Below are 26,124 nucleotides of genomic sequence, written 5' to 3' on the forward strand. Positions count from 1 at the left end.
CATTCTCCAACGCGCCAGGAAGTTCTAAGATGCGCCAATGTTTTCCGCTTGGCGAATCCGACGATGATACAGATCACTGCCCTGCCCGCCTTCACCGACAACTACATCTGGTTGTTACAAGACCACGGCAGCAAGCGCTGCGCGGTCGTCGACCCGGGTGATGCCGGCCCCGTACAAGCCTGGCTTGCGGCCAATCCGGGCTGGGTACTGAGTGATATTTTGATCACTCATCACCATCATGACCACGTCGGCGGCGTCGAACAGCTGAAAAAAGCGACGGACGCGAAAGTCTATGGTCCGGCCAGCGAAACGATCCCGGCGCGGGACGTTGCGCTAAAGGACAACGACAAGGTCTGCGTGCTCGGCTGGGACTTCGACGTCCTCGCGGTCCCTGGCCACACCCTAGGGCACATCGCCTATTACCATCACGGCTTGCTGTTCTGCGGCGACACACTGTTTGCCGCCGGCTGCGGACGCTTGTTCGAAGGCACGCCACAGCAAATGTACAGTTCGCTGACACGCCTGGCCGGGTTGCCGGAAGACACGCTGGTGTACTGCACCCACGAATACACCCTCGGCAACCTGAAGTTTGCCGCGGCCGTCGAACCGAACAACCCGCACACTGCCGAGCGCCTGGCCAAAGTCACCCGCCAACGGGAATCCGGGATCATGACGCTGCCGTCGACACTGGCGCTGGAAAAGCTCACAAACCCGTTTTTGCGCTCCGGTGAAACATCCGTTAAAGAAAAAGCGGACGAACGGACCGGCACCGATAACTCGGCGCCCGATATGGTTTTTGCGGCGCTTCGGGCGTGGAAAGACAGGTTCTAAAGGGGCCTATCAAGATTGCAACAATTCTGAAAGGTTGACCGCGCAGGGTGCGCTTCCTAGAATCGCCCGACATTTTTGCCCGGAACTTACTTCCAGCCAATGTCGTCACCTATTCGCAAAGCCATCAGTTCAGACGCATTGACCCGCTTGGCTCAAGCCATTGCGGTGGCTGTGTCCGCCACCCTGGCGGGCTGTTCCAGCCATGCGCCGCAGACCGATGCGGCGCACACGCAGAACATCGCCGCGCGCGCCAAGCAGAAGCCGATCTGGCTCAGCGAAAAACCCAGCCCGCAAATTCCCCAGGACGTCTGGGAGCGCATGCGCCAGGGCTTCCAGCTGCAAGACGGGCTGGGCGTCAACCCGCGCATCGAGCAACAGCGCCTGTGGTTCGCCAGCAATCCATCTTTCCTCGAAAACGCCGGCGAACGTGGCAGCCTCTACATTCACTACATCGTCGAACGCCTTGAAGAACGCAACATGCCGCTGGAACTGGCCCTGCTGCCAGTGATCGAAAGCGCCTACAACCCGATGGCCTATTCCCGGGCCAACGCGGTGGGTCTTTGGCAGTTCATCCCGTCCACCGGGCGTTACTTCAACCTGCGTCAAACCCGCTTCTATGATGGCCGTCGCGACATCACCGCGTCGACCACCGCCGCCCTGGATTACCTGACCCGCCTGCACGACATGTTCAACGGCGACTGGATGCTGGCCCTGGCGGCCTACAACGCCGGCGAAGGCACCGTCAGCCGGGCCATTGAGCGCAACGAACGCCTCGGCCTGCCGACCGACTACTGGAACCTGCCGCTGCCCTCTGAAACCCAGGCCTATGTGCCAAAGTTGCTGGCACTGTCACAGGTGGTGATGGCGCCGGAAGCCTACGGCGTGAACCTCAATCCGATCGCCAACGAGCCCTACTTCCAGGTCGTCGAAATCAACCAGCGCATGGACCTGTCCAAGGTTGCTGAAGTTGCCAACATCGACGAAGACGAACTGTTCCAGCTCAACCCGGCCTTCAAGCAGCGCACCACCCTCGATGGCCCGCAACATCTGCTGGTGCCGACCTCCAAGGCGCAATTGCTGACCAGCAGCCTGCAGACCATGCGTCCTGAAGAACTGATCAGCAAGAAATCGCTCAAGCCGGTCTTCGAAGGTGCCGACGACAGCCAGGTCGCCAGCGTCAAGCGTTCCTATCGGGTCAAGCGGGGTGACAACCTCGGTTCCATCGCCAAGGCCAACAACGTTGACGTGAAGGACCTGCAACGCTGGAACAAACTGAGCGGCAAGAACCTCAAGCCCGGCCAGACCCTGGTCATGCAGGACAACAGCAAACGCAACTCCGGGCGCGTCAACACCGTGATTGCGGCCAATACCAAGAAGCAGCAGGCCAAGTACAAGGTCCAGCAAGGCGACTCGCTGTACATCGTGGCCAAGCGCTTCAACGTAGAGATGCAGCACCTCAAGCGCTGGAACCCGCGTGTCGGCCAGGCGCTCAAGCCTGGTCAGATGTTGACGGTGGCCAATCCGCATTAAAAAAAGCCCCTGAATTCAGGGGCTTTTTTTATACATGCGCAATTTTTGTGGCGAATGCAAAACCTGTAGGAGCGAGCCTGCTCGCGATGGGGTGTATCAGTTTGCATTGATGGCGGCTGACACGCCGTCATCGCGAGCGAGCTCGCTCCCACAGGGTTTGTGGCCCGGCTGATATTGCGCATTCACACACCGTCTTTTTCCTGTCCATACAAGCTGTTACTGTACGGTCCACAAAGCCCAAGCCGCCTGGATCGGATCCCCTATTTGAAGCGTCCCCTGCCCCTGCTCCTGATCAGCCTGGCCTTGAGCTCCACCGCAAGCGCGACGATCAGCGAAAGCCATGGTTATGCGCAGTTCGGCACGCTCAAGTACCCGGCCCGATTTACCCACTTCGACTGGGTCAACCCGCAAGCGCCCAAGGGCGGTACTTTGCGGGTGATGGCGTTTGGCACCTTCGACACGCTCAACCCCTACACCTTCAAGGGCACCAGCCCGGTCACCACGCCGAGTTTCCTGCAATACGGCATCAACGAGCTCAACGAACCGCTGATGGTCGGCACGGGGCAGTACGCACCTTCGGGTGACGAGCCCGCGTCCAGCTACGGCCTGATTGCCCAGTCGGTGGAGTACAACGAGAACCGCAGCTGGGTGGTGTTCAACCTGCGTCCCGAAGCACGCTTCCATGACGGCACGCCGATCACCGCCTACGACGTCGCGTTCTCCTATCGCGTGTTGCTCAAGGAAGGCCATCCGCTGTACCGCACCAGCCTTCAGGAAGTGTCGCGGGTCGACATCCTCAACCCGCAGCGCATCCGTTTCGTGTTCAAGCGAGCCGGCAATCCGCTGCTGATCCTGCGCCTGGGTGAAATGCCGGTGCTGGCGCAGCACTACTGGAAAGGCCGCGACTTCAAGGCCACCACTTTCGAGCCGCCGCTGAGCAGCGGGCCGTATCGCATCACCTCGGTCACGCCAGGACGACAGATCGTCTTCGAACGTGTCAAGGATTACTGGGGCAAGGACCTGCCGGTCAATCGCGGCAAGTACAACTTCGACCGCATGGAAGTCGAGTTCTACCGCGACAGCGTCGTGGCGTTCGAGGCATTCAAGGCCGGTGAATTCGACATCTATATCGAGCACCAGGCGAAGAACTGGGACACCGGCTACAACTTCCCCGCCGTACGCCGCGGCGAGGTGATCAAGACGCAGATTCCCCATCAGATCCCGACCCAGACCCAGGGCCTGTTCATGAACAGCCGCCGTCCGGCTTTCTCGGACACCAAGGTCCGTGAAGCGCTGGGGCTGATGTTCAACTTTGAATGGACCAACCGCTCGCTGTTCGGCGGCGCCTACCAACGCGCCATGAGCTATTACCCCAACAGCGAGTTCTCGGCCAGCGGTTTGCCGGTCGGACATGAATGGCTACTGCTCAAGCCCTATCGCGAGCAACTGCCGGCCCGGCTCTTTACCGAGCCGTTCAGCCTGCCGCAGACCGATGGCCGCGGCATCCCCCGGGAGACCCTGCGCAAAGCCCTCGGCCTGCTCGCCGAAGCCGGCTGGAAGCTCAATGGCCAGCGCCTGCAAAACACCGCCGGGCAGCCGCTGCGCCTGGAACTGCTGCTGGTCAACCCGAACCTGGAACGCATCCTCCAACCTTACGTCGAGAACCTGGCCAGCATCGGCATCGACGCGCGGCTGCGCACGGTCGATCGCGCGCAATACAAGCAGCGCCTCGACCAGTTCGATTTCGACATGATTCTGATGACCCTCAACCAGACGCTGAGCCCGGGCCTGGAACAATGGCAGTACTTTCACTCCAGCCAGGCCGGGGTCAAGGGCAGCAAGAACTACGCCGGCATTGCCAACCCGGTGGTCGACCATTTGCTCGAACAGTTGCTGGCCGCCCGGACCCGCGATGAACAGGTCGCCGCCGGCAAGGCCCTCGACCGCGTGCTGCTGTGGCAGCACTACATCGTTCCCAACTGGTACCTCAATTATCACCGCCTGGGGTACCGCAACCGGCTCGCCTTCGTCACCACCCCGCCCTACACCCTGGGCCTGAACGCGTGGTGGCTGAAATCTTCGGAGAAAGATCAATGAAACCCATCCGTGCCCTGCTCCTGCAGGCCAGCGGTCTGCTGTTCGCCGGGCTGGCCTGCGCCGCCCCACAACATGCCGTGACCTTGTATAACGAACCGCCGAAATACCCGGCCGATTTCAAACACTTCGACTACGTCAACCCGGACGCGCCCAAGGGCGGGATTTTCCGCCAGGCCGGTTTCGGCGGCTTCGACAGCCTTAACCCCTTCATCAGCAAAGGCGTGCCGGCGGACGATATCGGCAACATCTACGACACCCTGGCCAAGCAAGGCCTGGACGAGCCGTTCACCGAGTACGGCTTGATCGCCCGCCTGATCGAGAAAGCCCCGGACAACGCCTGGGTGCGCTTCTACCTGCGCCCCGAAGCACGTTTCCATGACGGCCATGCGGTACGCGCCGAGGACGTGGTGTTCAGCTTCCAGATGCTGACCAAGGACGGCGCGCCGATGTACCGCGGCTACTACAGCGATGTGGCCGAAGTGATCGCCGAAGACCCGCTCACCGTACTGTTCAAGTTCAAGCACACCAACAACCGCGAGTTGCCGCTGATCCTCGGCCAGTTGCCGGTGCTGCCCAAGCACTGGTGGGCCGATCGCGACTTCAACAAGGGTAACCTGGAAATTCCGCTGGGCAGTGGCCCGTACAAGGTCAGCGAAGTGAAAGCCGGACGCTCGGTGCGATACGAGCGGGTCAAGGACTACTGGGGCAAGGACCTGCCGGTCAATCGCGGTTTCTACAACTTCGACGTGATGACCACCGACTACTACCGCGACAACACCGTGGCCCTGGAAGCGCTCAAGGCCGGGCAGTTCGACTACTGGCTGGAAATGACCGCGAAGAACTGGGCCAACGCCTACAACATTGCGGCGGTCACCGAAGGTCGACTGGTCAAGGAACAGATTCCCAACGGCAATCCCACCGGCATGCAAGGGTTCGTATTCAATATGCGCCGCCCGGTGTTCCAGGATGTGCGGGTGCGCCAGGCCTTGTCGCTGTTGCTGGATTTCGAATGGACCAACAAGCAATTGTTCAACGGTGCCTACGCGCGTACCCGCAGTTACTTCGAGAACTCGGAAATGGCCGCCACCGGCCTGCCTGACACCGATCAGGTGGCGATCCTCGAACCGTTCCGCAGCAAGCTGGCGCCGCAGGTGTTCAACGAAGCCTTCCAGAACCCGACCACCGACGGCAGCGGCATGATCCGCGCCCAGCAACGGCAAGCCTATCAATTGCTGCAGGAGGCCGGCTGGCGCATCGTCGATGACAAGATGGTCGACGCCACCGGCAAGCCGGTGGTCATCGAGTTCCTGTTGGCCCAGACCGAATTCGAACGGGTGCTGCTGCCGTTCAAACGCAACCTGAGCGACCTGGGCATCGACCTGGTGATCCGCCGGGTCGACGTCTCGCAGTACATCAACCGCGTGCGTTCCCGGGACTTCGACATGATCGTCGGCAGCTTCCCGCAGTCCAACTCGCCGGGTAACGAACAACGGGAATTCTGGATGTCGGACGCCGCCGACAAGCCCGGCAGCCGCAACTCCATGGGCCTGAAGGATCCGGTGGTCGATCAACTGGTCGAGCAACTGATCAACGCCGATTCGCGCAACAGCCTGGTGGCCCACGCCCGCGCGCTGGACCGAGTCCTGCAATGGGGCTATTACGTAATACCCAACTGGCACATCAAGACCTGGCGCGTGGCGTACTGGAACCACATCGGCCATCCCAAGGTCTCGCCTAAATACGATATCGGCACGGCCACCTGGTGGGTCAAGCCGGACATCAAGCCGGCAATAGAAGTCGAAACCACACTGCAGGCCGATCCTGCAGGCACGGAGTAATCAGATGCTGGCGTACATTTTTCGGCGACTGTTGCTCATCATTCCGACCCTGTTCGGCATTCTGCTGATCAACTTCGTGATCATCCAGGCGGCCCCCGGTGGGCCGGTGGAGCAGATGATCGCCAAGCTCGAAGGCTTCGAAGGCGCCACCAGCCGCATCGCCGGCGGTGGTGCCGAAGTCTCGGTGGCAGGCTCGGCCTATCGCGGCGCCCAGGGCCTGGACCCGGCGCTGATCAAGGAAATCGAGCACATGTACGGCTTCGACAAATCGGCGCCGGAACGCTTGTGGATCATGATCAAGAACTATGCATCCCTGGATTTCGGCGACAGCTTCTTCCGCGACGCCAAGGTCATCGACCTGATCAAGGAAAAGATGCCGGTGTCGATCTCCCTCGGGCTGTGGAGCACGCTGATCATGTACCTGGTGTCGATCCCGCTGGGGATCGCCAAGGCCAAGCGGCACGGCAGCCACTTCGACGTCTGGACCAGTTCGGCGATCATTGTCGGCTACGCGATCCCGGCGTTCCTGTTCGCCATCCTGTTGATCGTGGTGTTCGCCGGCGGCAGTTACCTGGACTGGTTCCCCTTGCGCGGGCTGACCTCGAACAACTTCGACGAACTGAGCATGGGCGGCAAGATCCTCGATTACTTCTGGCACCTGGCGCTGCCGGTGACCGCGCTGGTCATCGGCAACTTCGCAACCATGACCCTGCTGACCAAAAACAGCTTCCTCGACGAGATCAACAAGCAGTACGTGATCACCGCCAGGGCCAAGGGCCTGACCAACCACCGCGTGCTGTACGGCCACGTGTTCCGCAACGCCATGCTGCTGGTGATCGCCGGGTTTCCTTCGGCCTTCATCGGCATCTTCTTCACCGGCTCGTTGCTGGTGGAGGTGATCTTCTCCCTCGACGGCCTCGGCCTGATGAGTTTCGAGGCGGCGATCAACCGCGATTACCCGGTGGTGTTCGGCACGCTGTTCATCTTCACCCTGCTCGGGCTGGTGGTGAAACTGATCGGCGACCTCACCTACACCTTTGTCGATCCGCGCATCGACTTCGAAAGCCGGGAGCATTGAGATGAACCTGTCCCCTCTCAATCGCCGCCGCTTCGAACTGTTCAAGGCCAACAAGCGTGGCTGGTGGTCGCTGTGGCTGTTCCTGATCCTGTTCGGCGCAAGCCTGGGTGCCGAGTTGATCGCCAACGACAAGCCGCTGGTGGTGCACTACGACAACAACTGGTACTTCCCGGCGCTCAAACGCTACCCGGAAACCACCTTCGGCGGCGAATTTCCGCTGGAAGCCAACTACAAGAGTCCGTACATCCGCGAACTGCTCAAGGCCAAGGACGCCTGGGTGCTGTGGGCGCCGATTCCCTACAGCTACCAGAGCATCAACTACGACCTGAAAGTCCCGGCCCCGGCCCCGCCCTCGACGGACAACCTGCTGGGCACCGACGATCAAGGCCGCGACGTGCTGGCCCGGGTGATCTACGGTTTCCGCATTTCGGTGCTGTTCGCCCTGACCCTGACCGTGCTCAGCTCGATCATCGGCGTGATCGCCGGAGCCTTGCAGGGTTTCTACGGCGGCTGGGTGGATCTGGCCGGGCAGCGCTTCCTGGAAATCTGGTCCGGATTGCCGGTGCTGTACCTGCTGATCATCCTTGCCAGTTTCGTGCAGCCCAACTTCTGGTGGTTGCTGGGGATCATGCTGCTGTTCTCATGGATGAGCCTGGTCGACGTGGTGCGCGCCGAGTTCCTGCGCGGGCGCAACCTGGAATACGTGCGCGCCGCGCGCGCCCTGGGCATGCAGAACGGCGCGATCATGTTCCGTCACATCCTGCCCAACGCGATGGTCTCGACCATGACCTTCATGCCGTTCATCCTCACCGGCGCCATCGGTACGCTGACCGCCCTGGACTTCCTCGGCTTCGGCTTGCCGGCGGGCAGCCCGTCCCTGGGTGAACTGGTGGCCCAGGGCAAATCCAACCTGCAGGCGCCGTGGCTGGGCATCAGCGCCTTTGTGGTGCTGGCCTTGATGTTGAGTCTGCTGGTGTTCATCGGCGAGTCCGCTCGCGATGCCTTCGACCCGAGGAAGTGAAATGAATCAGCACAATCTGATCGAAGTGCGCGACCTGTCCGTCAATTTTGTCGTCGGCAATCGCTGCCAGCGAGCGGTCGAAGGCGTCAGCTTCGACATCAAGCGCGGTGAAACCCTGGCGTTGGTCGGCGAGAGCGGTTCCGGCAAGTCGGTCACCGCACACTCGATCCTGCGCCTGCTGCCCTACCCGCTCGCCCGGCATCCGTCCGGCACCATCTTGTATTCCGGGCAGAACCTGCTGGACCTGAAAGAAAAAACCATCCGCCACATTCGCGGCAACCGGATTGCGATGATCTTCCAGGAGCCGATGACCTCGCTCAATCCCCTGCACTCGATCGAGAAGCAGATCAACGAAGTGCTGGGCATCCACAAGGGCCTGACCGGCAAGGTCGCGACCAAACGCACCCTGGAGCTGCTGGAGATGGTCGGCATCCCCGAGCCGCACAAGCGACTCAAGGCCCTGCCCCACGAATTGTCCGGCGGCCAGCGTCAGCGGGTGATGATCGCCATGGCCCTGGCCAACGAGCCGGAACTGCTGATCGCCGACGAGCCGACCACCGCGCTGGACGTGACCGTTCAGCTGAAAATCCTCGAATTGCTCAAGGAATTGCAGGCCCGATTGGGCATGGCCCTGCTGCTGATCAGCCATGATTTGAACCTTGTGCGAAGAATTGCGCATCGCGTATGTGTCATGCAGCAAGGTTGCATCGTCGAACAGGCATCGTGCGAAGAACTGTTCCGCGCGCCGCAGCATCCGTACACTCGGGAACTGCTGGCAGCGGAGCCCGGCGGCAAGCCTGCAAGCAACGTGATCGGCCCGCCGTTGCTGGCGGTCGAGGACCTCAAAGTCTGGTTTCCGATCAAGAAAGGCCTGCTCAAGCGCACGGTGGATTACGTCAAGGCGGTCGACGGCATCAATTTCAGCCTGCCCCAGGGCCAGACCCTGGGGATAGTGGGAGAAAGCGGTTCCGGCAAATCGACCCTGGGCCTGGCGATTTTGCGGTTGATCGCCAGCAAGGGCGCCATCCGCTTTGAAGGCCAGCAGCTAGACTGCCTGACGCAGCAACAGGTCAGGCCGCTGCGACGGGAGATGCAAGTGGTGTTTCAGGACCCGTTCGGCAGCCTGAGCCCGCGGATGTGCGTGAGCCAGATCGTTGGCGAGGGCCTGCGGATCCACAAGATGGGCACCGAGGCGGAACAGGAACAAGCGATCATTGCGGCACTCAAGGAGGTAGGTCTGGACCCGGAAACCCGGCACCGCTACCCCCACGAATTTTCCGGCGGGCAACGGCAGAGAATCGCCATTGCCCGGGCATTGGTGTTAAAACCGGCGTTGATTTTGCTGGACGAGCCGACTTCGGCCCTCGACCGCACGGTACAACGCCAGGTAGTGGAGCTTTTGCGTTCACTGCAAACCAAGTACAACCTGACGTATCTGTTTATCAGCCATGACCTGGCTGTGGTGAAAGCGCTGAGCCACCAGTTGATGGTGGTCAAGCATGGCCAAGTGGTCGAACAGGGAGACGCGCAGAGCATTTTTGCCGCCCCCCAACATCCGTATACACAGCAGTTGCTGGAAGCCGCTTTTTTGGCCCCGGCTACTGCGCAATAACCTGAAAGAGGAGCAACACATGGGTTTTCTCGCCGGTAAGCGCGTACTGATCGTCGGTGTCGCCAGCAAGCTGTCCATCGCATCCGGCATCGCTGCCGCCATGCATCGCGAGGGCGCTGAGCTTGCCTTCACTTATCAGAACGACAAACTCAAGGGTCGTGTCGAAGAGTTCGCACAAGGCTGGGGTTCGAGCCCTGAGCTGTGCTTCCCGTGCGACGTGGCCAGCGATGAAGAAATCGCCAAGGTCTTCGAAGAGCTGAGCAAGAAGTGGGACGGCCTGGACTGCATCGTGCACTCCGTCGGCTTCGCCCCGGGCGACCAACTGGACGGCGACTTCACCGAAGCCACCACCCGCGAAGGTTTCCGCATCTCCCACGACATCAGCGCCTACAGCTTCGTGGCCCTGGCCAAGGCTGGCCGCGAAATGATGAAAGGCCGCAACGGCAGCCTGCTGACCCTGTCGTACCTGGGCGCCGAGCGCACCATGCCGAACTACAACGTCATGGGCATGGCCAAGGCTTCCCTGGAAGCTGGTGTACGTTACCTGGCCGGCTCCCTGGGCCCGGACGGTACTCGCGTCAACTGTGTATCGGCAGGTCCGATCCGCACCCTCGCCGCTTCCGGCATCAAGAACTTCCGCAAGATGCTGGCCGCCAACGAAGCGCAAACCCCGCTGCGCCGCAACGTCACCATCGAAGAAGTCGGCAACGCCGGCGCCTTCCTGTGCTCGGACCTGGCGTCCGGCATCAGCGGTGAAATCATGTACGTGGACGGTGGCTTCAACACCACGGCCATGGGCAGCATCGAAGAGTAATCTTCGCTCAGCCAAAAAACCCGCCGCTTTTGGCGGGTTTTTTATGCCTGCGATTTCCCGGACAAACACAGCCCCCCCCCGTGGGAGCGAGCTTGCTCGCGATTACGGCCTGTCAGTCGACATCAATGGTGAATGTCAGTCCGATATCGCGAGCAAGCTCGCTCCCACAGGGGATCATGTTCAGTCAGCTATCGGCGTCAGGCATTTGGCAAACAACTGCTGAATCGGCTGCATCCGCTGGCTATAGCGCTGCAACAGCACGATCTCCCGATGGAAGGTCAGTTCGCCCAGCGGGACGATCCGCACCCCCGCCCCATGCTCCAGCCACAGCCCCGCCTCCGGCAACAACGAAACCCCCAACCCACACTCGACCATTTTGACAATGGCCTCCAGTTCATCCAGCTCCAGCGCCACGTGCACCTCGATCTGCCGTTCGCGCAGAAACCGCGTCACCAGCCGCCCGCCAAACGAATTGCGGTCGTAGCGCACATGAGGGTGCTCGGCGAGCAGTTGCAGCGGATCATCGCCGTCCAGGTCCGCCGGTACGATCAGCACGAACGGTTCCCGGCGAATGACCTGCGCAGACAATTCCTTGGGCAACTCAAACGGCGGCTTGATCAGGATCGCCAGGTCCACTTCTCCCGTGTCGACCTGACTCAGCAGATTCAGTGACACACCGGGCACCAGCTTGGGCTCCAGCAAGGGCGCCTGTTGGCGCAAGCGCACCAGCGCCTGGGGCAGCAGCCCGGTCTGAGCGGTCGCCACTGCGCCGATTCTCAGTTCACCACGGTACTCACTGACATCGTCGCTGACGGCCATGCGGCTGAAGGTTTCGAGCATTTCCCTGGCCATCGGCAACGCACGCTGCCCCGCCGCGTTGAGCAGCGCCTGGCGGCCGGTGCGGTCGAACAGACGGATGCCAAGGGCTTGTTCCAGGTTGCGAATCTGCGCGCTGACCGCCGACTGCGTCAGGCCGATGTGCATGCCCGCTGCCGCGAACGTGCCGTAACGCGCCACCGCGATAAAGGTTTTCAGTTCGCGCAGCATGGCGGCCTCGATTGATCGAAATTATTTGAGCTCGATGCAAAAATTATCGTCTTTCAATCAAAAAGCACAGGACTAAACTCGACACATTCCCACCCACACCGAGGTTCGCCTGATGCAACTGTCCCCTTTTCACCTGGCCATTCCGGTCTACGACTTGCCGGCCGCCCGACATTTCTATGGTTCAGTGTTCGGCCTGGAAGAAGGCCGCTCAAGCGATCAATGGGTGGATTTCAATTTTTTCGGCCATCAACTGGTGATTCACCTGGCACCGAAAAACCCCACGCAAGAAGCCGCGCACACCAATGCCGTGGATGGTCACGATGTGCCGGTGCCGCATTTTGGCGTGGTGCTCGGGATGGCCGAGTGGGAGGCGCTGGCCGAGCGGCTGAAGTCGTTGGAGACACGCTTCGTGATCGAACCGGGGATTCGTTTTCAGGGGCTGGTGGGTGAGCAGGCGACGATGTTTCTGTTTGATCCTTGCGGGAATGCGCTGGAGTTCAAGGCGTTCAAGGATATTGGGCAGTTGTTTGCCAAGTAGGCGTTGCCTGTCGGGACGCCATCGCGAGCAAGCTCGCTCCCACAGTGGATTTGTGGCGTCCATAAATCCTGCTCGCGAAGAGGCCCGACAATACAACACCGCCCTAACGGCTCATCACACGCTCGGCCTCCTCCAGCAGTTCCTCGATTGAGTCATGAACAGCGGGGTTGTATTCGACCTGGGTAACGCTGAACCGAATGTCATAACTGCGATGCGCCGTGGCGTTGCGCTCATCGAGTATCTCATTGAGTCGCACCTTGATCGCCTCGATCTCAACCGCACTGGACCCGGTCAGCAGCGCCACGAACCGGTCGCCGTCGAGTCGGCCGACCACATCGTTTTCACGAAAGCCGATACGCAGGACATCGGCGAACGTCTTGAGCGCATCGTCACCTTTGGCCCGGCCATACAGATAGCAGATGAGCTTGAATTCATCGAGGCTGAAGTACAGCAGTGTCGCCGGCGTCTCCAGTTGTCGGCAGGCGTCCAGCCCGAGTTGGGCCAATGCGGTGAAACCATGGCGATTGGACAGCAGCGTCAGCTCGTCCATGCTCGCCATCTGCACTCCTGCCAGTTCTTGTTCGGCCTGGCGAGCCAGTTCGCGCAACCGTTCACGTTCTTGCTGTGGCGTGAGCAACGGGTTGGCTGATTGGCCCGGTTTACCTGTTTTGCCTGAGATCAACATCGTTCACTCCCTTGGCGGGTATGTACGTTAGAGTCGCCCGTACCCACATTGACTCCCTGTAAGCGTGCCGCTGGTCAGCTACCTGCCACCGGGCACGGTCCTCCCGCATCGGCCCAGCGCTTGAACTGGGCGACGAAAGTATCGTGGGGCACCGGCACCGGCGCGCGATTGCCGCCGGGGTTCCAGCCCCACAGCACCAGCTTGTCGTCGCTGACGTGCTTGATCAGCGCGGCAAAATCCCGATCGCCGTTGCTGGAGCGATCCTTGATCATCGCGCACAGCCGGTCGGCTGGCAGGCCGATCCAGGCCATGCGGTGCGCGGCCGGTGGCAAACTCCAGTGCGGCGCACCCGGTGGTGCGTGGGGGCCGTAACTGGCCGGCGGATTGCTTTGCGCATGGCAGGTTGCACAGGGCAACCCGGCCGAACCCTTGCCGTCCATGCCACGCACGACATTCATGGCGTGGGGCACGCCGGCATCAAATTGCAGCGGCGAATCCCCAGGAATATGGCAGTTCTGGCAACGGGGGCTCTGGAAGACCTTCTGCACGGTGTCGAACGCCTGCAAGGCCTCGCGGTCATCGGCGAACACGTGCGATGCGTAGGCGATGAGACAGACCAGGATCACCGCCCCAAGCAACCAGTGATGTCGTTTCATCTCACACCCCCGCCAGCTGCAAGGGCAGCTCCCGCAGGCGCTGCCCGGTCAGGGCAAACACCGCGTTGGCCACCGCTGGCGCCATGGGTGGCACACCGGCTTCGCCGATACCACCGGGTTTGTCGCTGCTGGGCACGATATGCACTTTGACCACCGGCATTTCGTTGAGCCGCAGCACCCGATAGTCGTGATAGTTGGATTGCACCACCTGCCCGTCCTTGAGTGTCAGCTTGCTGTGCAAGGCGAAGCTGAGGCCAAAGGTAATGCACGACTCCATCTGCGCGGCGATGCTCTGCGGGTTGACCGCAATGCCGCAATCCACCGCGCACACCACCCGGTGCACGCGGATGGCGAGGTTGTCCTGGGACACCTCGGCCACCTGGGCCACGTAGCTGCCGAACGACTCATGCACCGCCACACCCAGGGCATGGCCGTCCGGCAGTGGCGCCTTCCAGTTGGCCTTCTCCACCGCGAGGTTCAGCACACCGAGATGGCGCGGATGGTCCTTGAGCAAGGTGCGCCGATATTCCACCGGATCCTTGCCGGCCGCCGTGGCCAGTTCATCGATCAGCGACTCCATGACAAAGGCGGTGTGGGTGTGACCCACCGAACGCAACCACAACACGCTGATGCCGGTTGTCGGTGAGTGCAGTTCGATCTGGTGATTGGCCAACCCTTCGAGGTAGGGGCTGTCCGCCACGCCTTCGACGGAGGTCTTGTCGATCCCGTCCTTGACCATGCTCGCTTCAAGCGAGGTCCCGGCCATGATCGACTGGCCGACCATCACATGCTTCCAGGCCAGTGGCAGGCCGTCAGCGCCGAGCCCAATACGCGCATGGTGCAGGAACGCCGAGCGGTAATAGCCGCCGCGGATGTCGTCCTCCCGCGCCCACACGGTTTTCACCGGTGCACCGGCAGCCTTGGCGACATACACCGCTTCGCTGACGAAATCCGACGTCGGATTGGCCCGGCGCCCGAAGCCGCCACCGAGAAACTCGGTATGGATCACCACCTGTTCGGGTTTGAGCCCGGTGATTTTCCCGGCGACCATTTGGTCCAGGGTCTGGAACTGGGTGCCGGTCCAGATTTCGCATTTGTCCTTGGTGATGCTCACCGTGCAGTTCAGTGGCTCCATCGGCGCGTGTGCCAGGTAAGGCACGCTGTATTCAACGTCGATTTTCTTGGCCGCTTTCGCCAGCGCAGCCTGGGTATCCCCCGCCTGGCCTGCGTTCAGGCCGGGGGTGGTGGCGAGTTTGCGGAAGTTCTCCAGCAACACCTGGCTGTCGAGCCCGGCGTTCGGCCCCGGATTCCACTCGACTTTCAGCGCATCGCGCCCCAGCTTCGCCGCCCAAAAATGATCGGCAATCACCGCGATGCCGGTCGGCACTTGCACCACTTTGTGCACACCCGGAATCGCCAGCGCTTCGGCGCCTTCAAAGGATTTGACGCTACCGCCGAAGGTGGGCGAACGGGCGACCATCGCAGTCATCAGCCCGTCAAACTGCACGTCCATGCCGAACTTCGCCCGGCCGGTGATTTTTTCCGGAGTGTCCAGACGCTGGGTGGGTTTGCCGATCAGCCTCCAGTCCTTTGCGTCCTTGAGTTTGATCGAGGCCGGGTCTGGCCGTGGCAATTGCCCGGCCTCATCGGCCAGTTCGCCGTAGGTGGCACGGTGCTCACCGGCCATGACCACCCCCGATTCGGTATGAATCTCGGACGGCGCGACGTTGAAACGCTTGGCCGCTGCGTCGATCAACATCAAGCGCGCCGCCGCGCCGGCCTGGCGATAGCGGTCGAATTCCATCCAGGTCGAGGTCGAGCCGCCGGTGATTTGCATCCCGCCAAAACCAGGCAGGCCGTAATCGGCGGCCGAAGCCGGTGCATGCTCGACGCGGATTTTCGTCCAGTCGGCGTCCAGTTCTTCGGCGATCAGCATGGTCAGGCCGGTCCAGATGCCCTGGCCCATTTCCGAGTGCCCCAGTAATACGGTGACACTGTTGTCGTTGCCAATACGCAGGAAGGCATTGGGCGCAAACACGTTGCCCTGGTTTTCCGCGCCCATGGCGAAACGGTGGGCACCGGGCATGGCAAACGCGACCACCAGCCCGCCGCCCAGCATGGCACTGCCCTTGAGGAAACCACGACGCGATAACGCGTTGATGCTGTTCATGGCGCAAGCTCCCTTCAACCCGGCCTCAACCCAGCTCGGCGGCGCGTTTGACCGCCGCGCGGATCCTCGGGTAAGTGCCGCAACGGCAGATGTTCCCGGACAGCGCCTGATCGATGTCGCTGTCGGTCGGTTTCGGAATTTTCGCCAGCAATGCGGCCGCCGACATGATCTGCCCGGACTGACAGTAGCCACACTGGACCACGTCAAGTTCCGCCCAGGCCTGTTGGACCGGGTGCGAACCATCCGCGGAAAGGCCTTCGATGGTGAGAATCTTTTGCCCATGGGCCACGGCCGTGGCCGGTGTGATGCACGAGCGCAGCGGTGCGCCATCGACGTGCACGGTGCAGGCCCCGCATTGGGCGATGCCGCAGCCGAATTTGGTGCCGGTGAGGTGGGCGACATCGCGCAAGACCCAGAGCAGCGGCATGTCGGCGGGGACATCCAGCTCCTGATCCTGGCCATTGATGTTCAGGGTCAGCATGGCGCGGTTCCTCAGACTCAGGGTGATCTGAAGGGGCGTCGCTGCGGCCTTGTAAAACCTGCACGCGCCTCGAGTTACCCTTCAGCTAAGCGCAAAATTGCCGGCAGGCCGAGGCGCATCGACCACCGGTCACCTGCAGGAGCGAGCTTGCTCGCGAAAAACGTCAGTACAACGCGGTCATTCAGACAGGGCGCGTTATCGTTGACGTCCGTCGCGAGCAAGCTTCGCTCCTACACCCTCGGCCTGAACAAAATACCGGTGTAACGCGACAGAAACAGCCCGAATGCCATACACCAAAGCAGCGCCGACATTCCCAATCCCCACCCGGAAAACGGCACCAGCAACACCCGTGACACACCCGCCAGCAACAACAGGGCAAACCCCGCAACGATCACCTTTGACGGCTGCAACAAGCGCCCGGTGTGACCCAGACTGACCCGGGCAATCATTGCCAGAACCAACCCGCCGATGCCACCGACGGCCAGCGAATGGGTGGCCAGGCTTTGCTGCGGCATCCAGCCCAGGTGCCACAGCGCCATGGCCAGCGTCGCCACCGCGAGCCAGGTGTAAGCCAGGTACAGCGACCACAGCAGCGGCACGCGCCACAGACCGCGATCATGCCAGCGCCACAATCGCAGCAGATGCAAACCGCTGATCAACGCAAACAGCAGCGCCAGCCACACGCGTGGGGCGTCATTCAAACCGGCGGCAAAAGACACCGCCGCCAGCATCGCGCTGATCAGCAACACCTTGCCCGGCAACGGATGAGCCGCAGGCGTTGCGGGACGGTTCAAACCGCGCTGGATGAAGAACGGAATCACCCGCCCGCCGATCACGCTCATCAGCGCGCCCACCAGCCATAAAGCGGCCAGCACGCCATGCCGCTGCAGATTCACGTCTTCATTGAAAATACCCAGCAACGTCAGCGCCTGACAGCCTGCCAACAACGTGACCATCAGTAAAACCGGATAATTTTCCCGCTTGCCGGCGGCGATCAAATCCCGTCCCAGCACACACGCCAGCAGCGGCAGAAAGGGGACTTGCAAGGCCAGCAACAGGATGGCGGGCATCGGCATCAACCAGGCCAGCCGAGCGATCAGCCATACCAGCACCAGCCCGATCAGCGGCCACCCATTGAGCCCTGGCCGGCCGGTCCAGTTAGGTACCGCCGTCAACAGAAACCCGGCAATGATGGCCGCGGTAAAACCAAACGGCATTTCATGGCGATGCCAGGCGAGCATGCCACCCATTGGTTGTGCGCCGGGGAGTCGACCGTACAACCACAACGCCCAGACCGCCACCGCGATGGCCGCGAACCCGGCACCCGCCAGAAAAAACGGGCGAAAGCCGAGGGAGAAAACAGGTGCAGCAGCGATTCCACGCATCACGCCACCACCCTGGCCGGAGTTTGGCTCAGCCCGTACTGCGACAGCAGCCGCATGACATAGCCGATTTTCAGCAGGGTCGGGCCGAGGATGGTCATGGCGTGCATCGACACCAGGGCGCCAATCGACAGGTGGCCTGCGTAGAGATAGGCGCCGTAGACTCCGGCGAAAAACATGACCAGGCCAACGCCGAGTACACGACTGGAGAGATGCAGAACGTTTTGAGGGTTGCTGAAGAAATGGGACATTTTCCGTACGCCTGTAGCCGCTCAGTTGTACGTTTGATGTTTCATGTTCCGTGCCAGCTCATGAGCCCTTGTAAACCGGCACCTCCAGATCAACGAAGTCAATTTGACTCAACCCCGACATTGTCCTTATGACAACATCAAGAGTCATTACGACAACAACGTCATCCAGACACGATTCAATCAACCTAAAAGCAAACCAATATCATTTGCACAGACATGGGCCATTTGCTTTAATCGCGATCAATTCTTATTTACACAAGGACGCGAACCGCCCATGGACATGCGCTCACGATGACGGTTGCCGATTCCTCCTGCGTCCAGACCCTCTACGCCACGCATCACCGCTGGTTGCACGCGCTGCTGCGCCGGCGTCTGAACAACGCGTTTGATGCTGCCGACCTGGCCCATGACACCTTCATCCGTGTGCTCAAGCGCCCTCAGGTGTTCGACGGCGAAACCCACGAACGTTCGTATCTGGCGACCATCGCCCGAGGCTTGTGTATCGATCACTGGCGTCGTCGGCAACTTGAACAGGCCTGGCTGGACACCCTCGCGGCGCAGCCCCAAGCCGTTCACCCTTCGCCAGAGCAGCGGGCGATCATCGTCGAAACCCTGTATGAAGTGGACGCCATGTTGCAACGCTTGCCCCAACGGGTACGTGATGCGTTCGTGTTGGCTCAGTTGCAGGGGTTGCCCTACCGCGCCATCGCCGAAGAAATTGGCGTGTGTGAGCGCATGGTGAAGAAGTACCTGGCCCAGGCATTGATGCATTGCGCCATGCTCGAAGCAGAACTCGATGGCCTGCTGATTCAATGACACAGACCGCATCGAACGCCATCAGCCATGCCAGTCTCGAACAAGCTGCGCAATGGTATGTCCAACTCAACGACCAACAGGCCGGGGAACAAGACCACCAGCACTGGCAAGCCTGGCTGACGCAAAGTAGCGAGCATCAGGCTGCCTGGCGTTATGTCGAGCGGGTTGGCCAGCGCTTTGCCGCCTTGCAGAACGATCATCCGCAAGCGGTCAGCCATGTACTGCGCAACACCGAACGTGCCGCCATCAGTCGCCGCCACACCGTGAAGAGTCTGCTGGTTCTGGTGTCAGGAGGTTTGCTGGGGTGGAGTGCCTGGGAGGAAACCGCCTTGGCGCCCACCCTGGTTCGCTGGCGCGCCGACCTCTCCACCGGCACCGGCGAAACCCGCGAAACCCGGCTCAGCGATGGCAGCCAGATCTGGCTCAATGCGTTGAGCGCGCTGAATGTTCGGTTCGACAGCACACAACGACTGCTGCTGTTGCGGCTTGGGGAGGTGTTGATCGATACCGCCAAAGACAGCCACCGCCCGCTGCTGGTGCACACCGCCCAGGGCCGGATGCGCGCACTGGGCACGCACTTCAGTGTGCGCCAGGAGGATCGGCAGACATTGCTCAACGTCTACGAAGGCGCCGTCGAAATCCGGACAGCCCAAGGCCAGGTTCAGGTGGTGGAAGCGGGACGCCAAGTAGCATTCAGCGAAAACCACATTCCGACACCGACCGCCGCCACGGCGACTCGTGAAGCCTGGCGCCGTGGCCTGCTGCTGGCAGACAACCTGCCGTTGGGCCAATTGCTCCAGGAGCTGAGCCAATACCGTCACGGGCATCTGGGCTGCGACCCGGCGGTGGCCGGGCTGCCGGTCATGGGTTCGTTCCCGCTCAAGGACACCGATCAGGCCTTGCGCCTGCTGGAAGCGGCATTGCCGGTACGGGTGCAGAAGCCGCTGGACTGGTGGGTCAACGTCGGCCCAAAAGCCTGATGAAGGTTTTTTCTGTCGCGCCGGTTCCCTTTTGCCTTTTTCGTCCGGTTAACCCTTCAAGCAACTCGATTGCCGATTGATCCGACTCCCGGGAACCCCATGCCGCGCGCCACCGTTACCCGCAACCGCTTCGCCTTGCATCCGCTGATGCTGGCTCTGGCGGTTGTCTTGCCGGGCCTGGACGTGTCGCGGACTCAAGCCGCCCCCCTCGTCAACAGCGAACAACCCGGCAGCCAGGCACGCCATTACACCATCGCTGCCGGATCGCTGGTGAGCGTCCTCAACCGCTTTGCCGAACAGGCCGGGATTTTTCTCGCCGGACACAATGACCTCGCGGCCGGCAAACGCAGCCCTGGTCTTGACGGTGTCTACAGCCAGCAGCAAGCGTTGCAACGACTGCTGCAAGGCAGTGGCCTGCAAGCGCAACGCCAGGGCACCGGCAGCTACGTGCTGCAGGCCACAGCCGTGACACAAGATGCACTGGAACTGGGGGCGACGAACATTTCCGGGCAGGCACCCGGGACGATCAGCGAAGACTCCCGCGCCTACACCGTCGGCTCGACGTCTTCAGCCACTGGTCTGCCGCTGTCCCTGCGCGAAACGCCGCAATCGGTCACGGTCATCACCCGCCAACTCATGGACGACCAGGGGGCCACCAGCATCGTCGATGTCCTGCGCCGCACTCCTGGCATCAGCGTGCAAAACTACGACAGCGAACGCTGGGAATTTTCCAGTCGTGGCTTGCCGATCACCAATTTCCAGTACGACGGCGTCAATACCGACTACGACGGTGTCTACGACTACGGCACCTCGAGCACCGACATGGCACCCTACGACCGCGTTGAGATCATCAAAGGCGCGACCGGGCTGATGACCGGGGCGGGTGATCCCTCGGCAACCGTCAATCTGATTCGCAAGCGCCCGACCCCGGTGTTGAAAGCCTCGGTCACCGGCACCGTCGGCTCCTGGGACAACTATCGCAGCGAAGGCGATATTTCCGGCCCGCTGAGCGCCAGCGCAAATGTCCGCGGGCGTCTGGTCGGGGTCCACCAGGACCGCAGCGCCTACGCCGATCACTACCGCAACACCAAGGACATCGCCTACGGCATTGTCGAAGCCGACTTGACCCCGGACACCCTTGTCACCGTCGGTATCGACCAGCAAGACACCCGTTCCCGGGGCGCCAGCTGGACCGGTTTCCCGATGTACTACAGCGACGGCTCGCGCACCGACTTCTCCCGTTCCTTCAACCCGGCCACCGACTGGAGCCGTCGCGACTTCACCAACCAGACGGTGTTCGCCTCAGTGCAGCAGCAACTGGTCAACGATTGGGCACTCAAGGTCAGTTACGACCGCAAACACCGCCAGCACGATACCTTCCTCGCCTCCGCCAGTGGCGGCAACCCGGACCCGGTCAGCGGTAACGGCATGTTCATGTACATGGGCAAGTTCGAGGGCGATCAGGTTCAGGACAACATCGACGTCAACCTGACCGGTCCATTCACCCTATGGGGTGGCGATCACGAACTGATCGTCGGTTTCATGTCAATGAACACGCGCCAGGACATCCCGGTGTACGGTTCGGTGTACCCGCCAGTGGACGGCAGCATCTTCGACTGGCGCGGCGAGTTTGCGAAACCCGGGATCCCACGGGTGGGCACCGACGACATTGTCCAGCGCCAGACCGGTGCCTACCTGGCCACCCGGCTCAAGCCCGTCGATGACCTGGCGCTGATCCTCGGCACGCGTGTCAGCGACTTCTCGGGGCACGACGACCTGGATTACAGCGACCCGCACACCGCCGACCTGCGCGACAGCTATCGCCAGAGCGGTGTCGTCACGCCTTATGCCGGGCTTGTCTATGATTTCGACGACACCTGGTCGGTGTACACCAGCTACACCAGCATCTATCAGCCGCAAATGAGCAAGGACGCCAACCGGCGACTGCTCGATCCGGTACAAGGCAAAAGTCTTGAAGCGGGCATTTAGGCTGAATACTTCGACGGGCGCCTGAACGCCAGGTTCGCCCTGTACCGCATCGAACAGGACAACATCGCCGAGTATGTCAGCGGCGTTGATACCGAGTCGGTGTACCGCGCTGTCCAGGGCGCCACCACCAAAGGCTTCGAGATCGAACTGGCCGGCGAGTTGCGGGACGGCTGGAACCTGTCGGCCGGCTACACCTATAACCACACCCGCGATGCCAAGGGTGATTACGTCTACGGTTCGGTGCTGCAAACCACTGCACCGGAACAGGTGGTGCGAGTATTCAGCACCTACCGCCTGCCTGAACCCTGGGACAGGCTCACCGTCGGTGCAGGCGTGAACTGGCAAAGCGAATTCTTTGGCAATGTGTTCCGTCCCGACCCCGCCGATACGGTGAACTTCGGTCAGTACACGACGATCACCCAGCCCGGTTACGCCCTGGTGGACGCGATGGCGCGCTATCGCTTCAACGAGCACCTGAGCACCACACTGAACGTGAAGAACCTGTTCGATAAAACCTACTACACCGGTCTTGGCAACTTTGGCACCGGGTTTTATGGCGAACCGCGCGCCGTACAACTGACCACCCGATGGGCGTTCTGATCGTGGCCTGAAACGGGTGTTTGGCGATCTACGGTACTGCCGAACGAACTCAGGCTGGCTACGCTGTAATCCAGCATGCATAACCTGCCGAGGAGTGCCCGCCATGCAACGTGTTCAAAAACTCACGCCCTGCCTGTGGTTCGACAATCAGGCCGAAGAGGCGGCAAAGTTCTATTGCTCGATCTTCGACCATTCGAAAATCACCGCCATCACCCATTACGGCCACGCCGGATTCGAATTCCACGGCCGGCCCGAAGGTTCGGTCATGACCGTCAGCTTCGAACTCGACGGGCAGAGCTTCACCGGTCTCAACGGCGGGCCGATGTTCACGTTCAGTGAAGCGGTTTCGTTTCAGGTCAATTGCCAGACCCAGGAAGAAGTCGACCATTACTGGGGCCGCCTGTCGGCCGGCGGCGCGCCCGAGGCCCAGCAATGCGGCTGGCTCAAGGACAAGTTCGGGCTGTCATGGCAGATCGTCCCCGTTGCGATGATGGACATGATCAAAGACCCCGACACGAAAAAATCCCAACGAGCCATGCAGGCGATGATGCAGATGAAAAAACTCGATATCGCCGAACTGCAACGAGCCTTTGACGGCGAGAGCTAATACACTCGGGCACTGACCTGCCGAGGAGCGAGCATGAAGCACGCCGTTGCCAAGAACGCCGACAAGGCCCCGCGCTTCTGGCGCGATGATGCCCTGCCTTTCATCGAAGCCCGCTCCATCGCCGACGGGCGCGAAGTCTGCTACACACGGCATGCCCACGAGCACTTTTCCATCGGAGCGATCACCGCCGGGCGCAGCACCTATCTCCATGAGCAGTCGGCGTTCGAGGTCAGCGTCGGCACTGTCGTGCTGATGAACCCCGGCGACGTCCACGCCTGCAACCCGATCGAAGACCAACCCTGGTCGTACCTGATGCTGTACGTCGATACGCCGTGGCTGACCGATTTGCAGCATCAGCTCGGGTTCAGCGATGACGCGGCGTTTCGCCGCTTTTCAGTAACCCATACCCGGGACGCCAACCTGTTTGCCGGCCTCGCGGGCTTGTATGAGGTACTGGTCGATCCACAGCAAGACGTGCTGCGCAAACACAGCGTGGCCGTGGAGTTCTTTACCGAGGTTCAGCTCCGGTTCAACCCGGTCGATCAGCCACTGCGCGAACCCAATTTCAAGCTGGAGCGTGCTGCCGATTACATCCGCGACCACTGCACGCAAACCCTCAGGCTCGAAGACATATGCGAGGCGGCGCAACTGTCACCGTCCTACCTGATCCGCGCCTTCAAACAGCATTACGGCATGACGCCCCACGCGTTCCTGGTGAACCGGCGCATCCAGTTCGCCCAGGATCAATTGCGCAGCGGCAAACTGATTGCAGACGTGGCACTGGAAGCGGGGTTCGCCGATCAGGCGCATTTTCAACGGGCATTCAAACAGCACCTGGCAGCGACACCGGGGCAGTATCGGGGCTGAGGCAACACAAAGATGCTCTTGAGCCTGACTCTCCCCTGTGGCGAGGGGGCTTGCCCCCGTTGGGCGGCGCAGCCGTCGTAAATCCTGCATGCAATGTATGTCTGAAAGAACGTCGGGGGCCGCTTCGCAGCCCAACGGGGGCAAGCCCCCTCGCCACAAAGTGCTCACCACAAAACCTGCAGTGACTGCCGTTACGGCAGCAACAGGTACACCGCGCTCACCACCAGCAGCAACGCCATGGTGCGATTGAACAGGCGCATGCCGGCCGGGTTGTGCAAAAAGCCGCGCAGAAACGTCCCGGCATACGCCCAGCAACCGACCGACGCATAGCAGATCACCAGGTAGATCGCGGCGAATTGCCAAACCAGGCGTGCCTCGCCATCGGCGACAAACGCGCCCATGCCGGCCACGCAGGCCAGCCAGGCTTTCGGGTTGAGCCATTGCATGATGGCGCCATACAGCATCGACGGCGCCTGCGCCGATTCGCTGGCTTGCACCTGCCCATTGTCGGCCGCCAGCTTGAAGGCCATGTACAACAGAAACGCCACGCCTGCCCATTGCACCCCCTGCGTCAGTGCCGGCCATCGTTGCAACAACTCATGCAGGCCCAACCCCATCAGCACCAACAGCAAAACAAACCCCAGGGTGGCACCGGCCACGTGACGCTGGCTGGCCCGGAAGCCAAACCGCGCGCCGGAACTCAACGCCACAATGTTGACCGGCCCCGGCGTGATGGACGCGACCAGCGCAAACGCTGCCATGGACATCATCAGACTCATTGCACACCTTCTTCCATCGAGTTGAACAAGGCCCTCAAGGTAAAGAGCCCACCGGCTCGCGTATTGAAGAAAACTACCCTTCCCGGCCTCGCTACGAGTAATAGCTGACGATGCTTTTCACTTTGCTCAAGGCAGTGCGCAACGAGTCCATGTCCACCGAACCCAACGCCAGGCGTATCGCGTGCGGCACGTGGACCGAAATCGCAAAAGGCTCGGCCGGCGACACCGACACCTGCTCGCGCATCAGTGCCATGGCGATCTGGTCGGCCCGGGCGTCCTCCGCCAACGGCAGCCAGATGAAGTAGGAATTGGGGTGACTGATGGTCCTGAGCCCTGCCAGCATCTCGCGGGCCAGGGCTTGCCGGGCCCGGGCGTCTGCACGCTTTTGCGATTCCAGTTGGCTGACGGTGCCATCGTCGAGCCAGGCCGTGGCGATGGCGGTCATCACGCCGGGAGTGTTCCAGGTGGTTGCCATGATCGTGCGCTCGAAGGCGGCGACCCATTGCGCCGGTGCGGCAATGAAACCGACGCGCAACCCGGTGGCGATATTCTTCGACAGACCGGACACATACACCGTCCTCTCCGGCGCCAGCTCGGCCAACGGTGGCGGTACGTTTTCAGCCAGGAACGCGTAGGCGGCGTCCTCGATGATCGTCAGGTCATGCCGGCGCGCAATCGCCACCAGTTGCTCGCGCTGACCGGCGTCCATCACCCAGCCCAGCGGGTTATGCAAGGTCGGCATCGAGTACACGGCCCGTACCGATCGGCTGCGACAGAGTTTTTCCAGGGCAGGCAGATCAGGCCCGGTATCCATGACCGGAATGGGCAAGACTTCCAGATGCAGGGTTTCGGCCAGCGTCTTGAAACCGGGATAGGTCAGCGCATCGGCGGCGATCACATCACCAGGCTTGAGCAGCGACATCATCGCCACCGCCAGGCCATGCTGGGCGCCGCTGACGATCAACACCTGTTCAGCCGGCACGCTCAGCCCCCGATCAAGCAGATGGCGCGCGACCGAGGCCCGCTCGTGCAGGCGTCCCGCGTGAGGCTGATAGCGCAGCAGGGATTCAAGGTCCCCGGATAACGCCAGTTGACGCAAGGCAGTGCGCAACAGGTCGGCCTGACCGGGCAATGACGGGTAGTTGAAATTCAGATCGATCATCCCCGCCGCCACCACGTGCTGCGAGATGCCCTGCCCCGGCGGCAGCGAGGTCTCCCTGACAAAGGTCCCGCGTCCGGTTTCGCCGCTGACCAGGCCCATACCCTCCAGCTCGGCATACACCCGGCTGGCGGTGACCAGCGCCAGACCGTGCTCGGTTGCCAGTTGCCGGTGAGTCGGCAGGCGCGTGCCGGGCGGCAGATGCCCGGAGCGGATGTCGGCGGCAAAGGCATCTACCAGGGTCTTGTAGCGGGATCGAGGCATGTCGAGATGTATCCATGACAATTTTTTGATTG

General features: G+C 61.5%; 22 protein-coding genes and 1 pseudogene. 14 read left to right on the plus strand and 9 right to left on the minus strand.

Annotated elements, in window-relative coordinates:
- Positions 1-63 precede the first annotated feature (63 nt).
- From gloB to fabI, 8 genes are all read left to right on the plus strand, one after another.
- Positions 64-831 (plus strand): hydroxyacylglutathione hydrolase, encoded by a 768-nt coding sequence (gene gloB / locus KW840_RS25845; RefSeq protein ID WP_057715032.1) that lies wholly within the window; start codon positions 64-66, stop codon positions 829-831.
- Positions 832-930: 99 nt separating this feature from the next.
- Positions 931-2,361 carry a transglycosylase SLT domain-containing protein gene (locus KW840_RS25850; protein ID WP_057715033.1) on the plus strand — a complete coding sequence of 477 codons (1,431 nt, stop codon included), beginning with the start codon at positions 931-933 and terminating at the stop codon, positions 2,359-2,361.
- A gap of 276 nt (positions 2,362-2,637) precedes the next feature.
- A complete protein-coding gene (locus KW840_RS25855; protein WP_371318494.1) occupies positions 2,638-4,458 on the plus strand; it encodes an extracellular solute-binding protein in 1,821 nt (606 codons plus the stop codon).
- Positions 4,455-6,296, plus strand: coding sequence for an extracellular solute-binding protein (locus KW840_RS25860; protein ID WP_154860118.1), 1,842 nt, complete (start codon positions 4,455-4,457; stop codon positions 6,294-6,296). The genes KW840_RS25855 and KW840_RS25860 overlap by 4 nt, the downstream gene beginning before the upstream one ends.
- A 4-nt stretch (positions 6,297-6,300) precedes the next feature.
- Entirely contained in the window at positions 6,301-7,374 is a 1,074-nt protein-coding gene (locus KW840_RS25865; RefSeq protein ID WP_218498218.1) for a microcin C ABC transporter permease YejB, read from the plus strand.
- Between the two features lies 1 nt (position 7,375).
- On the plus strand, positions 7,376-8,395 hold the full coding sequence (locus KW840_RS25870) for an ABC transporter permease (protein ID WP_218498219.1): 1,020 nt from the start codon (positions 7,376-7,378) through the stop codon (positions 8,393-8,395).
- A 1-nt stretch (position 8,396) separates the two neighbouring features.
- The gene (locus tag KW840_RS25875) at positions 8,397-10,007 is read left to right on the plus strand and encodes an ABC transporter ATP-binding protein (protein WP_090455008.1); all 1,611 of its coding nucleotides are present in this window, start codon (positions 8,397-8,399) and stop codon (positions 10,005-10,007) included.
- Positions 10,008-10,026: 19 nt separating this feature from the next.
- Entirely contained in the window at positions 10,027-10,821 is a 795-nt protein-coding gene (fabI, locus tag KW840_RS25880) for an enoyl-ACP reductase FabI (RefSeq protein ID WP_057715039.1), read from the plus strand.
- A gap of 180 nt (positions 10,822-11,001) precedes the next feature.
- Here fabI and KW840_RS25885 read toward each other — a convergent pair whose 3' ends face one another.
- Complete coding sequence (locus KW840_RS25885; RefSeq protein WP_218498220.1) at positions 11,002-11,868, minus strand: LysR family transcriptional regulator; 867 nt, start codon at positions 11,866-11,868, stop codon at positions 11,002-11,004.
- A gap of 112 nt (positions 11,869-11,980) precedes the next feature.
- Here KW840_RS25885 and KW840_RS25890 point away from each other — a divergent pair, with 112 nt between their 5' ends.
- Positions 11,981-12,406 carry a VOC family protein gene (locus KW840_RS25890; protein ID WP_057715041.1) on the plus strand — a complete coding sequence of 142 codons (426 nt, stop codon included), beginning with the start codon at positions 11,981-11,983 and terminating at the stop codon, positions 12,404-12,406.
- A 103-nt stretch (positions 12,407-12,509) separates the two neighbouring features.
- Here KW840_RS25890 and KW840_RS25895 read toward each other — a convergent pair whose 3' ends face one another.
- From KW840_RS25895 to KW840_RS25920, 6 genes are all read right to left on the minus strand, one after another.
- Positions 12,510-13,091, minus strand: coding sequence for a GGDEF domain-containing protein (locus KW840_RS25895; protein WP_057715042.1), 582 nt, complete (start codon positions 13,089-13,091; stop codon positions 12,510-12,512).
- A 74-nt stretch (positions 13,092-13,165) separates the two neighbouring features.
- Entirely contained in the window at positions 13,166-13,747 is a 582-nt protein-coding gene (locus tag KW840_RS25900) for a hypothetical protein (protein ID WP_057715043.1), read from the minus strand.
- 1 nt (position 13,748) lies between these two features.
- Complete coding sequence (locus KW840_RS25905; RefSeq protein ID WP_218498221.1) at positions 13,749-15,917, minus strand: xanthine dehydrogenase family protein molybdopterin-binding subunit; 2,169 nt, start codon at positions 15,915-15,917, stop codon at positions 13,749-13,751.
- Between the two features lie 25 nt (positions 15,918-15,942).
- Positions 15,943-16,398: a (2Fe-2S)-binding protein gene (locus KW840_RS25910; RefSeq protein WP_057715045.1), complete on the minus strand. Its 456-nt coding sequence runs from the start codon at positions 16,396-16,398 to the stop codon at positions 15,943-15,945.
- A gap of 230 nt (positions 16,399-16,628) precedes the next feature.
- A complete protein-coding gene (locus KW840_RS25915) occupies positions 16,629-17,783 on the minus strand; it encodes an NnrS family protein (RefSeq protein ID WP_218498222.1) in 1,155 nt (384 codons plus the stop codon).
- On the minus strand, positions 17,783-18,031 hold the full coding sequence (locus tag KW840_RS25920) for a hypothetical protein (RefSeq protein WP_057715047.1): 249 nt from the start codon (positions 18,029-18,031) through the stop codon (positions 17,783-17,785). Before KW840_RS25920 ends, KW840_RS25915 begins: the two co-directional genes overlap by 1 nt.
- Positions 18,032-18,322: 291 nt before the next feature.
- Here KW840_RS25920 and KW840_RS25925 point away from each other — a divergent pair, with 291 nt between their 5' ends.
- From KW840_RS25925 to KW840_RS25945, 5 genes and pseudogenes are all read left to right on the plus strand, one after another.
- Positions 18,323-18,847 carry a sigma-70 family RNA polymerase sigma factor gene (locus KW840_RS25925; protein WP_150814632.1) on the plus strand — a complete coding sequence of 175 codons (525 nt, stop codon included), beginning with the start codon at positions 18,323-18,325 and terminating at the stop codon, positions 18,845-18,847.
- Positions 18,844-19,827, plus strand: a complete 984-nt coding sequence (locus tag KW840_RS25930; protein WP_218498223.1) for a FecR domain-containing protein — start codon at positions 18,844-18,846, stop codon at positions 19,825-19,827. Before KW840_RS25925 ends, KW840_RS25930 begins: the two co-directional genes overlap by 4 nt.
- Positions 19,828-19,926: 99 nt before the next feature.
- Positions 19,927-22,416, plus strand: a pseudogene (locus KW840_RS25935) (TonB-dependent siderophore receptor).
- 103 nt (positions 22,417-22,519) lie between these two features.
- Positions 22,520-23,023 carry a VOC family protein gene (locus KW840_RS25940; protein ID WP_057715051.1) on the plus strand — a complete coding sequence of 168 codons (504 nt, stop codon included), beginning with the start codon at positions 22,520-22,522 and terminating at the stop codon, positions 23,021-23,023.
- Positions 23,024-23,056: 33 nt separating this feature from the next.
- Complete coding sequence (locus tag KW840_RS25945; RefSeq protein WP_154908925.1) at positions 23,057-23,890, plus strand: AraC family transcriptional regulator; 834 nt, start codon at positions 23,057-23,059, stop codon at positions 23,888-23,890.
- 191 nt (positions 23,891-24,081) lie between these two features.
- On the opposite strand, the gene KW840_RS25950 is transcribed toward KW840_RS25945, so the two are convergent.
- Both KW840_RS25950 and KW840_RS25955 read right to left on the minus strand, forming a co-directional pair.
- A complete protein-coding gene (locus tag KW840_RS25950) occupies positions 24,082-24,669 on the minus strand; it encodes a LysE family translocator (RefSeq protein ID WP_218498224.1) in 588 nt (195 codons plus the stop codon).
- 91 nt (positions 24,670-24,760) lie between these two features.
- Positions 24,761-26,092 (minus strand): PLP-dependent aminotransferase family protein, encoded by a 1,332-nt coding sequence (locus KW840_RS25955; RefSeq protein ID WP_218498225.1) that lies wholly within the window; start codon positions 26,090-26,092, stop codon positions 24,761-24,763.
- Positions 26,093-26,124 lie beyond the last annotated feature (32 nt).

It is taken from the genome of Pseudomonas sp. PDM30 (assembly GCF_019218985.1).
Taxonomy (GTDB): domain Bacteria; phylum Pseudomonadota; class Gammaproteobacteria; order Pseudomonadales; family Pseudomonadaceae; genus Aquipseudomonas; species Aquipseudomonas jessenii.

Bases quoted from the DNA above. Each gene is read 5' to 3' on its own strand.
- gloB (WP_057715032.1), top strand. From the start codon at position 64: ATGATACAGATCACTGCCCTGCCCGCCTTCACCGACAACTACATCTGG.
- KW840_RS25850 (WP_057715033.1), top strand. From the start codon at position 931: ATGTCGTCACCTATTCGCAAAGCCATCAGTTCAGACGCATTGACCCGC.
- KW840_RS25860 (WP_154860118.1), top strand. From the start codon at position 4,455: ATGAAACCCATCCGTGCCCTGCTCCTGCAGGCCAGCGGTCTGCTGTTC.
- KW840_RS25865 (WP_218498218.1), top strand. From the start codon at position 6,301: ATGCTGGCGTACATTTTTCGGCGACTGTTGCTCATCATTCCGACCCTG.
- KW840_RS25870 (WP_218498219.1), top strand. From the start codon at position 7,376: ATGAACCTGTCCCCTCTCAATCGCCGCCGCTTCGAACTGTTCAAGGCC.
- KW840_RS25875 (WP_090455008.1), top strand. From the start codon at position 8,397: ATGAATCAGCACAATCTGATCGAAGTGCGCGACCTGTCCGTCAATTTT.
- fabI (WP_057715039.1), top strand. From the start codon at position 10,027: ATGGGTTTTCTCGCCGGTAAGCGCGTACTGATCGTCGGTGTCGCCAGC.
- KW840_RS25885 (WP_218498220.1), bottom strand. From the start codon at position 11,868: ATGCTGCGCGAACTGAAAACCTTTATCGCGGTGGCGCGTTACGGCACG.
- KW840_RS25890 (WP_057715041.1), top strand. From the start codon at position 11,981: ATGCAACTGTCCCCTTTTCACCTGGCCATTCCGGTCTACGACTTGCCG.
- KW840_RS25895 (WP_057715042.1), bottom strand. From the start codon at position 13,091: ATGTTGATCTCAGGCAAAACAGGTAAACCGGGCCAATCAGCCAACCCG.
- KW840_RS25900 (WP_057715043.1), bottom strand. From the start codon at position 13,747: ATGAAACGACATCACTGGTTGCTTGGGGCGGTGATCCTGGTCTGTCTC.
- KW840_RS25905 (WP_218498221.1), bottom strand. From the start codon at position 15,917: ATGAACAGCATCAACGCGTTATCGCGTCGTGGTTTCCTCAAGGGCAGT.
- KW840_RS25910 (WP_057715045.1), bottom strand. From the start codon at position 16,398: ATGCTGACCCTGAACATCAATGGCCAGGATCAGGAGCTGGATGTCCCC.
- KW840_RS25915 (WP_218498222.1), bottom strand. From the start codon at position 17,783: ATGCGTGGAATCGCTGCTGCACCTGTTTTCTCCCTCGGCTTTCGCCCG.
- KW840_RS25920 (WP_057715047.1), bottom strand. From the start codon at position 18,031: ATGTCCCATTTCTTCAGCAACCCTCAAAACGTTCTGCATCTCTCCAGT.
- KW840_RS25925 (WP_150814632.1), top strand. From the start codon at position 18,323: ATGACGGTTGCCGATTCCTCCTGCGTCCAGACCCTCTACGCCACGCAT.
- KW840_RS25930 (WP_218498223.1), top strand. From the start codon at position 18,844: ATGACACAGACCGCATCGAACGCCATCAGCCATGCCAGTCTCGAACAA.
- KW840_RS25940 (WP_057715051.1), top strand. From the start codon at position 22,520: ATGCAACGTGTTCAAAAACTCACGCCCTGCCTGTGGTTCGACAATCAG.
- KW840_RS25945 (WP_154908925.1), top strand. From the start codon at position 23,057: ATGAAGCACGCCGTTGCCAAGAACGCCGACAAGGCCCCGCGCTTCTGG.
- KW840_RS25950 (WP_218498224.1), bottom strand. From the start codon at position 24,669: ATGAGTCTGATGATGTCCATGGCAGCGTTTGCGCTGGTCGCGTCCATC.
- KW840_RS25955 (WP_218498225.1), bottom strand. From the start codon at position 26,092: ATGCCTCGATCCCGCTACAAGACCCTGGTAGATGCCTTTGCCGCCGAC.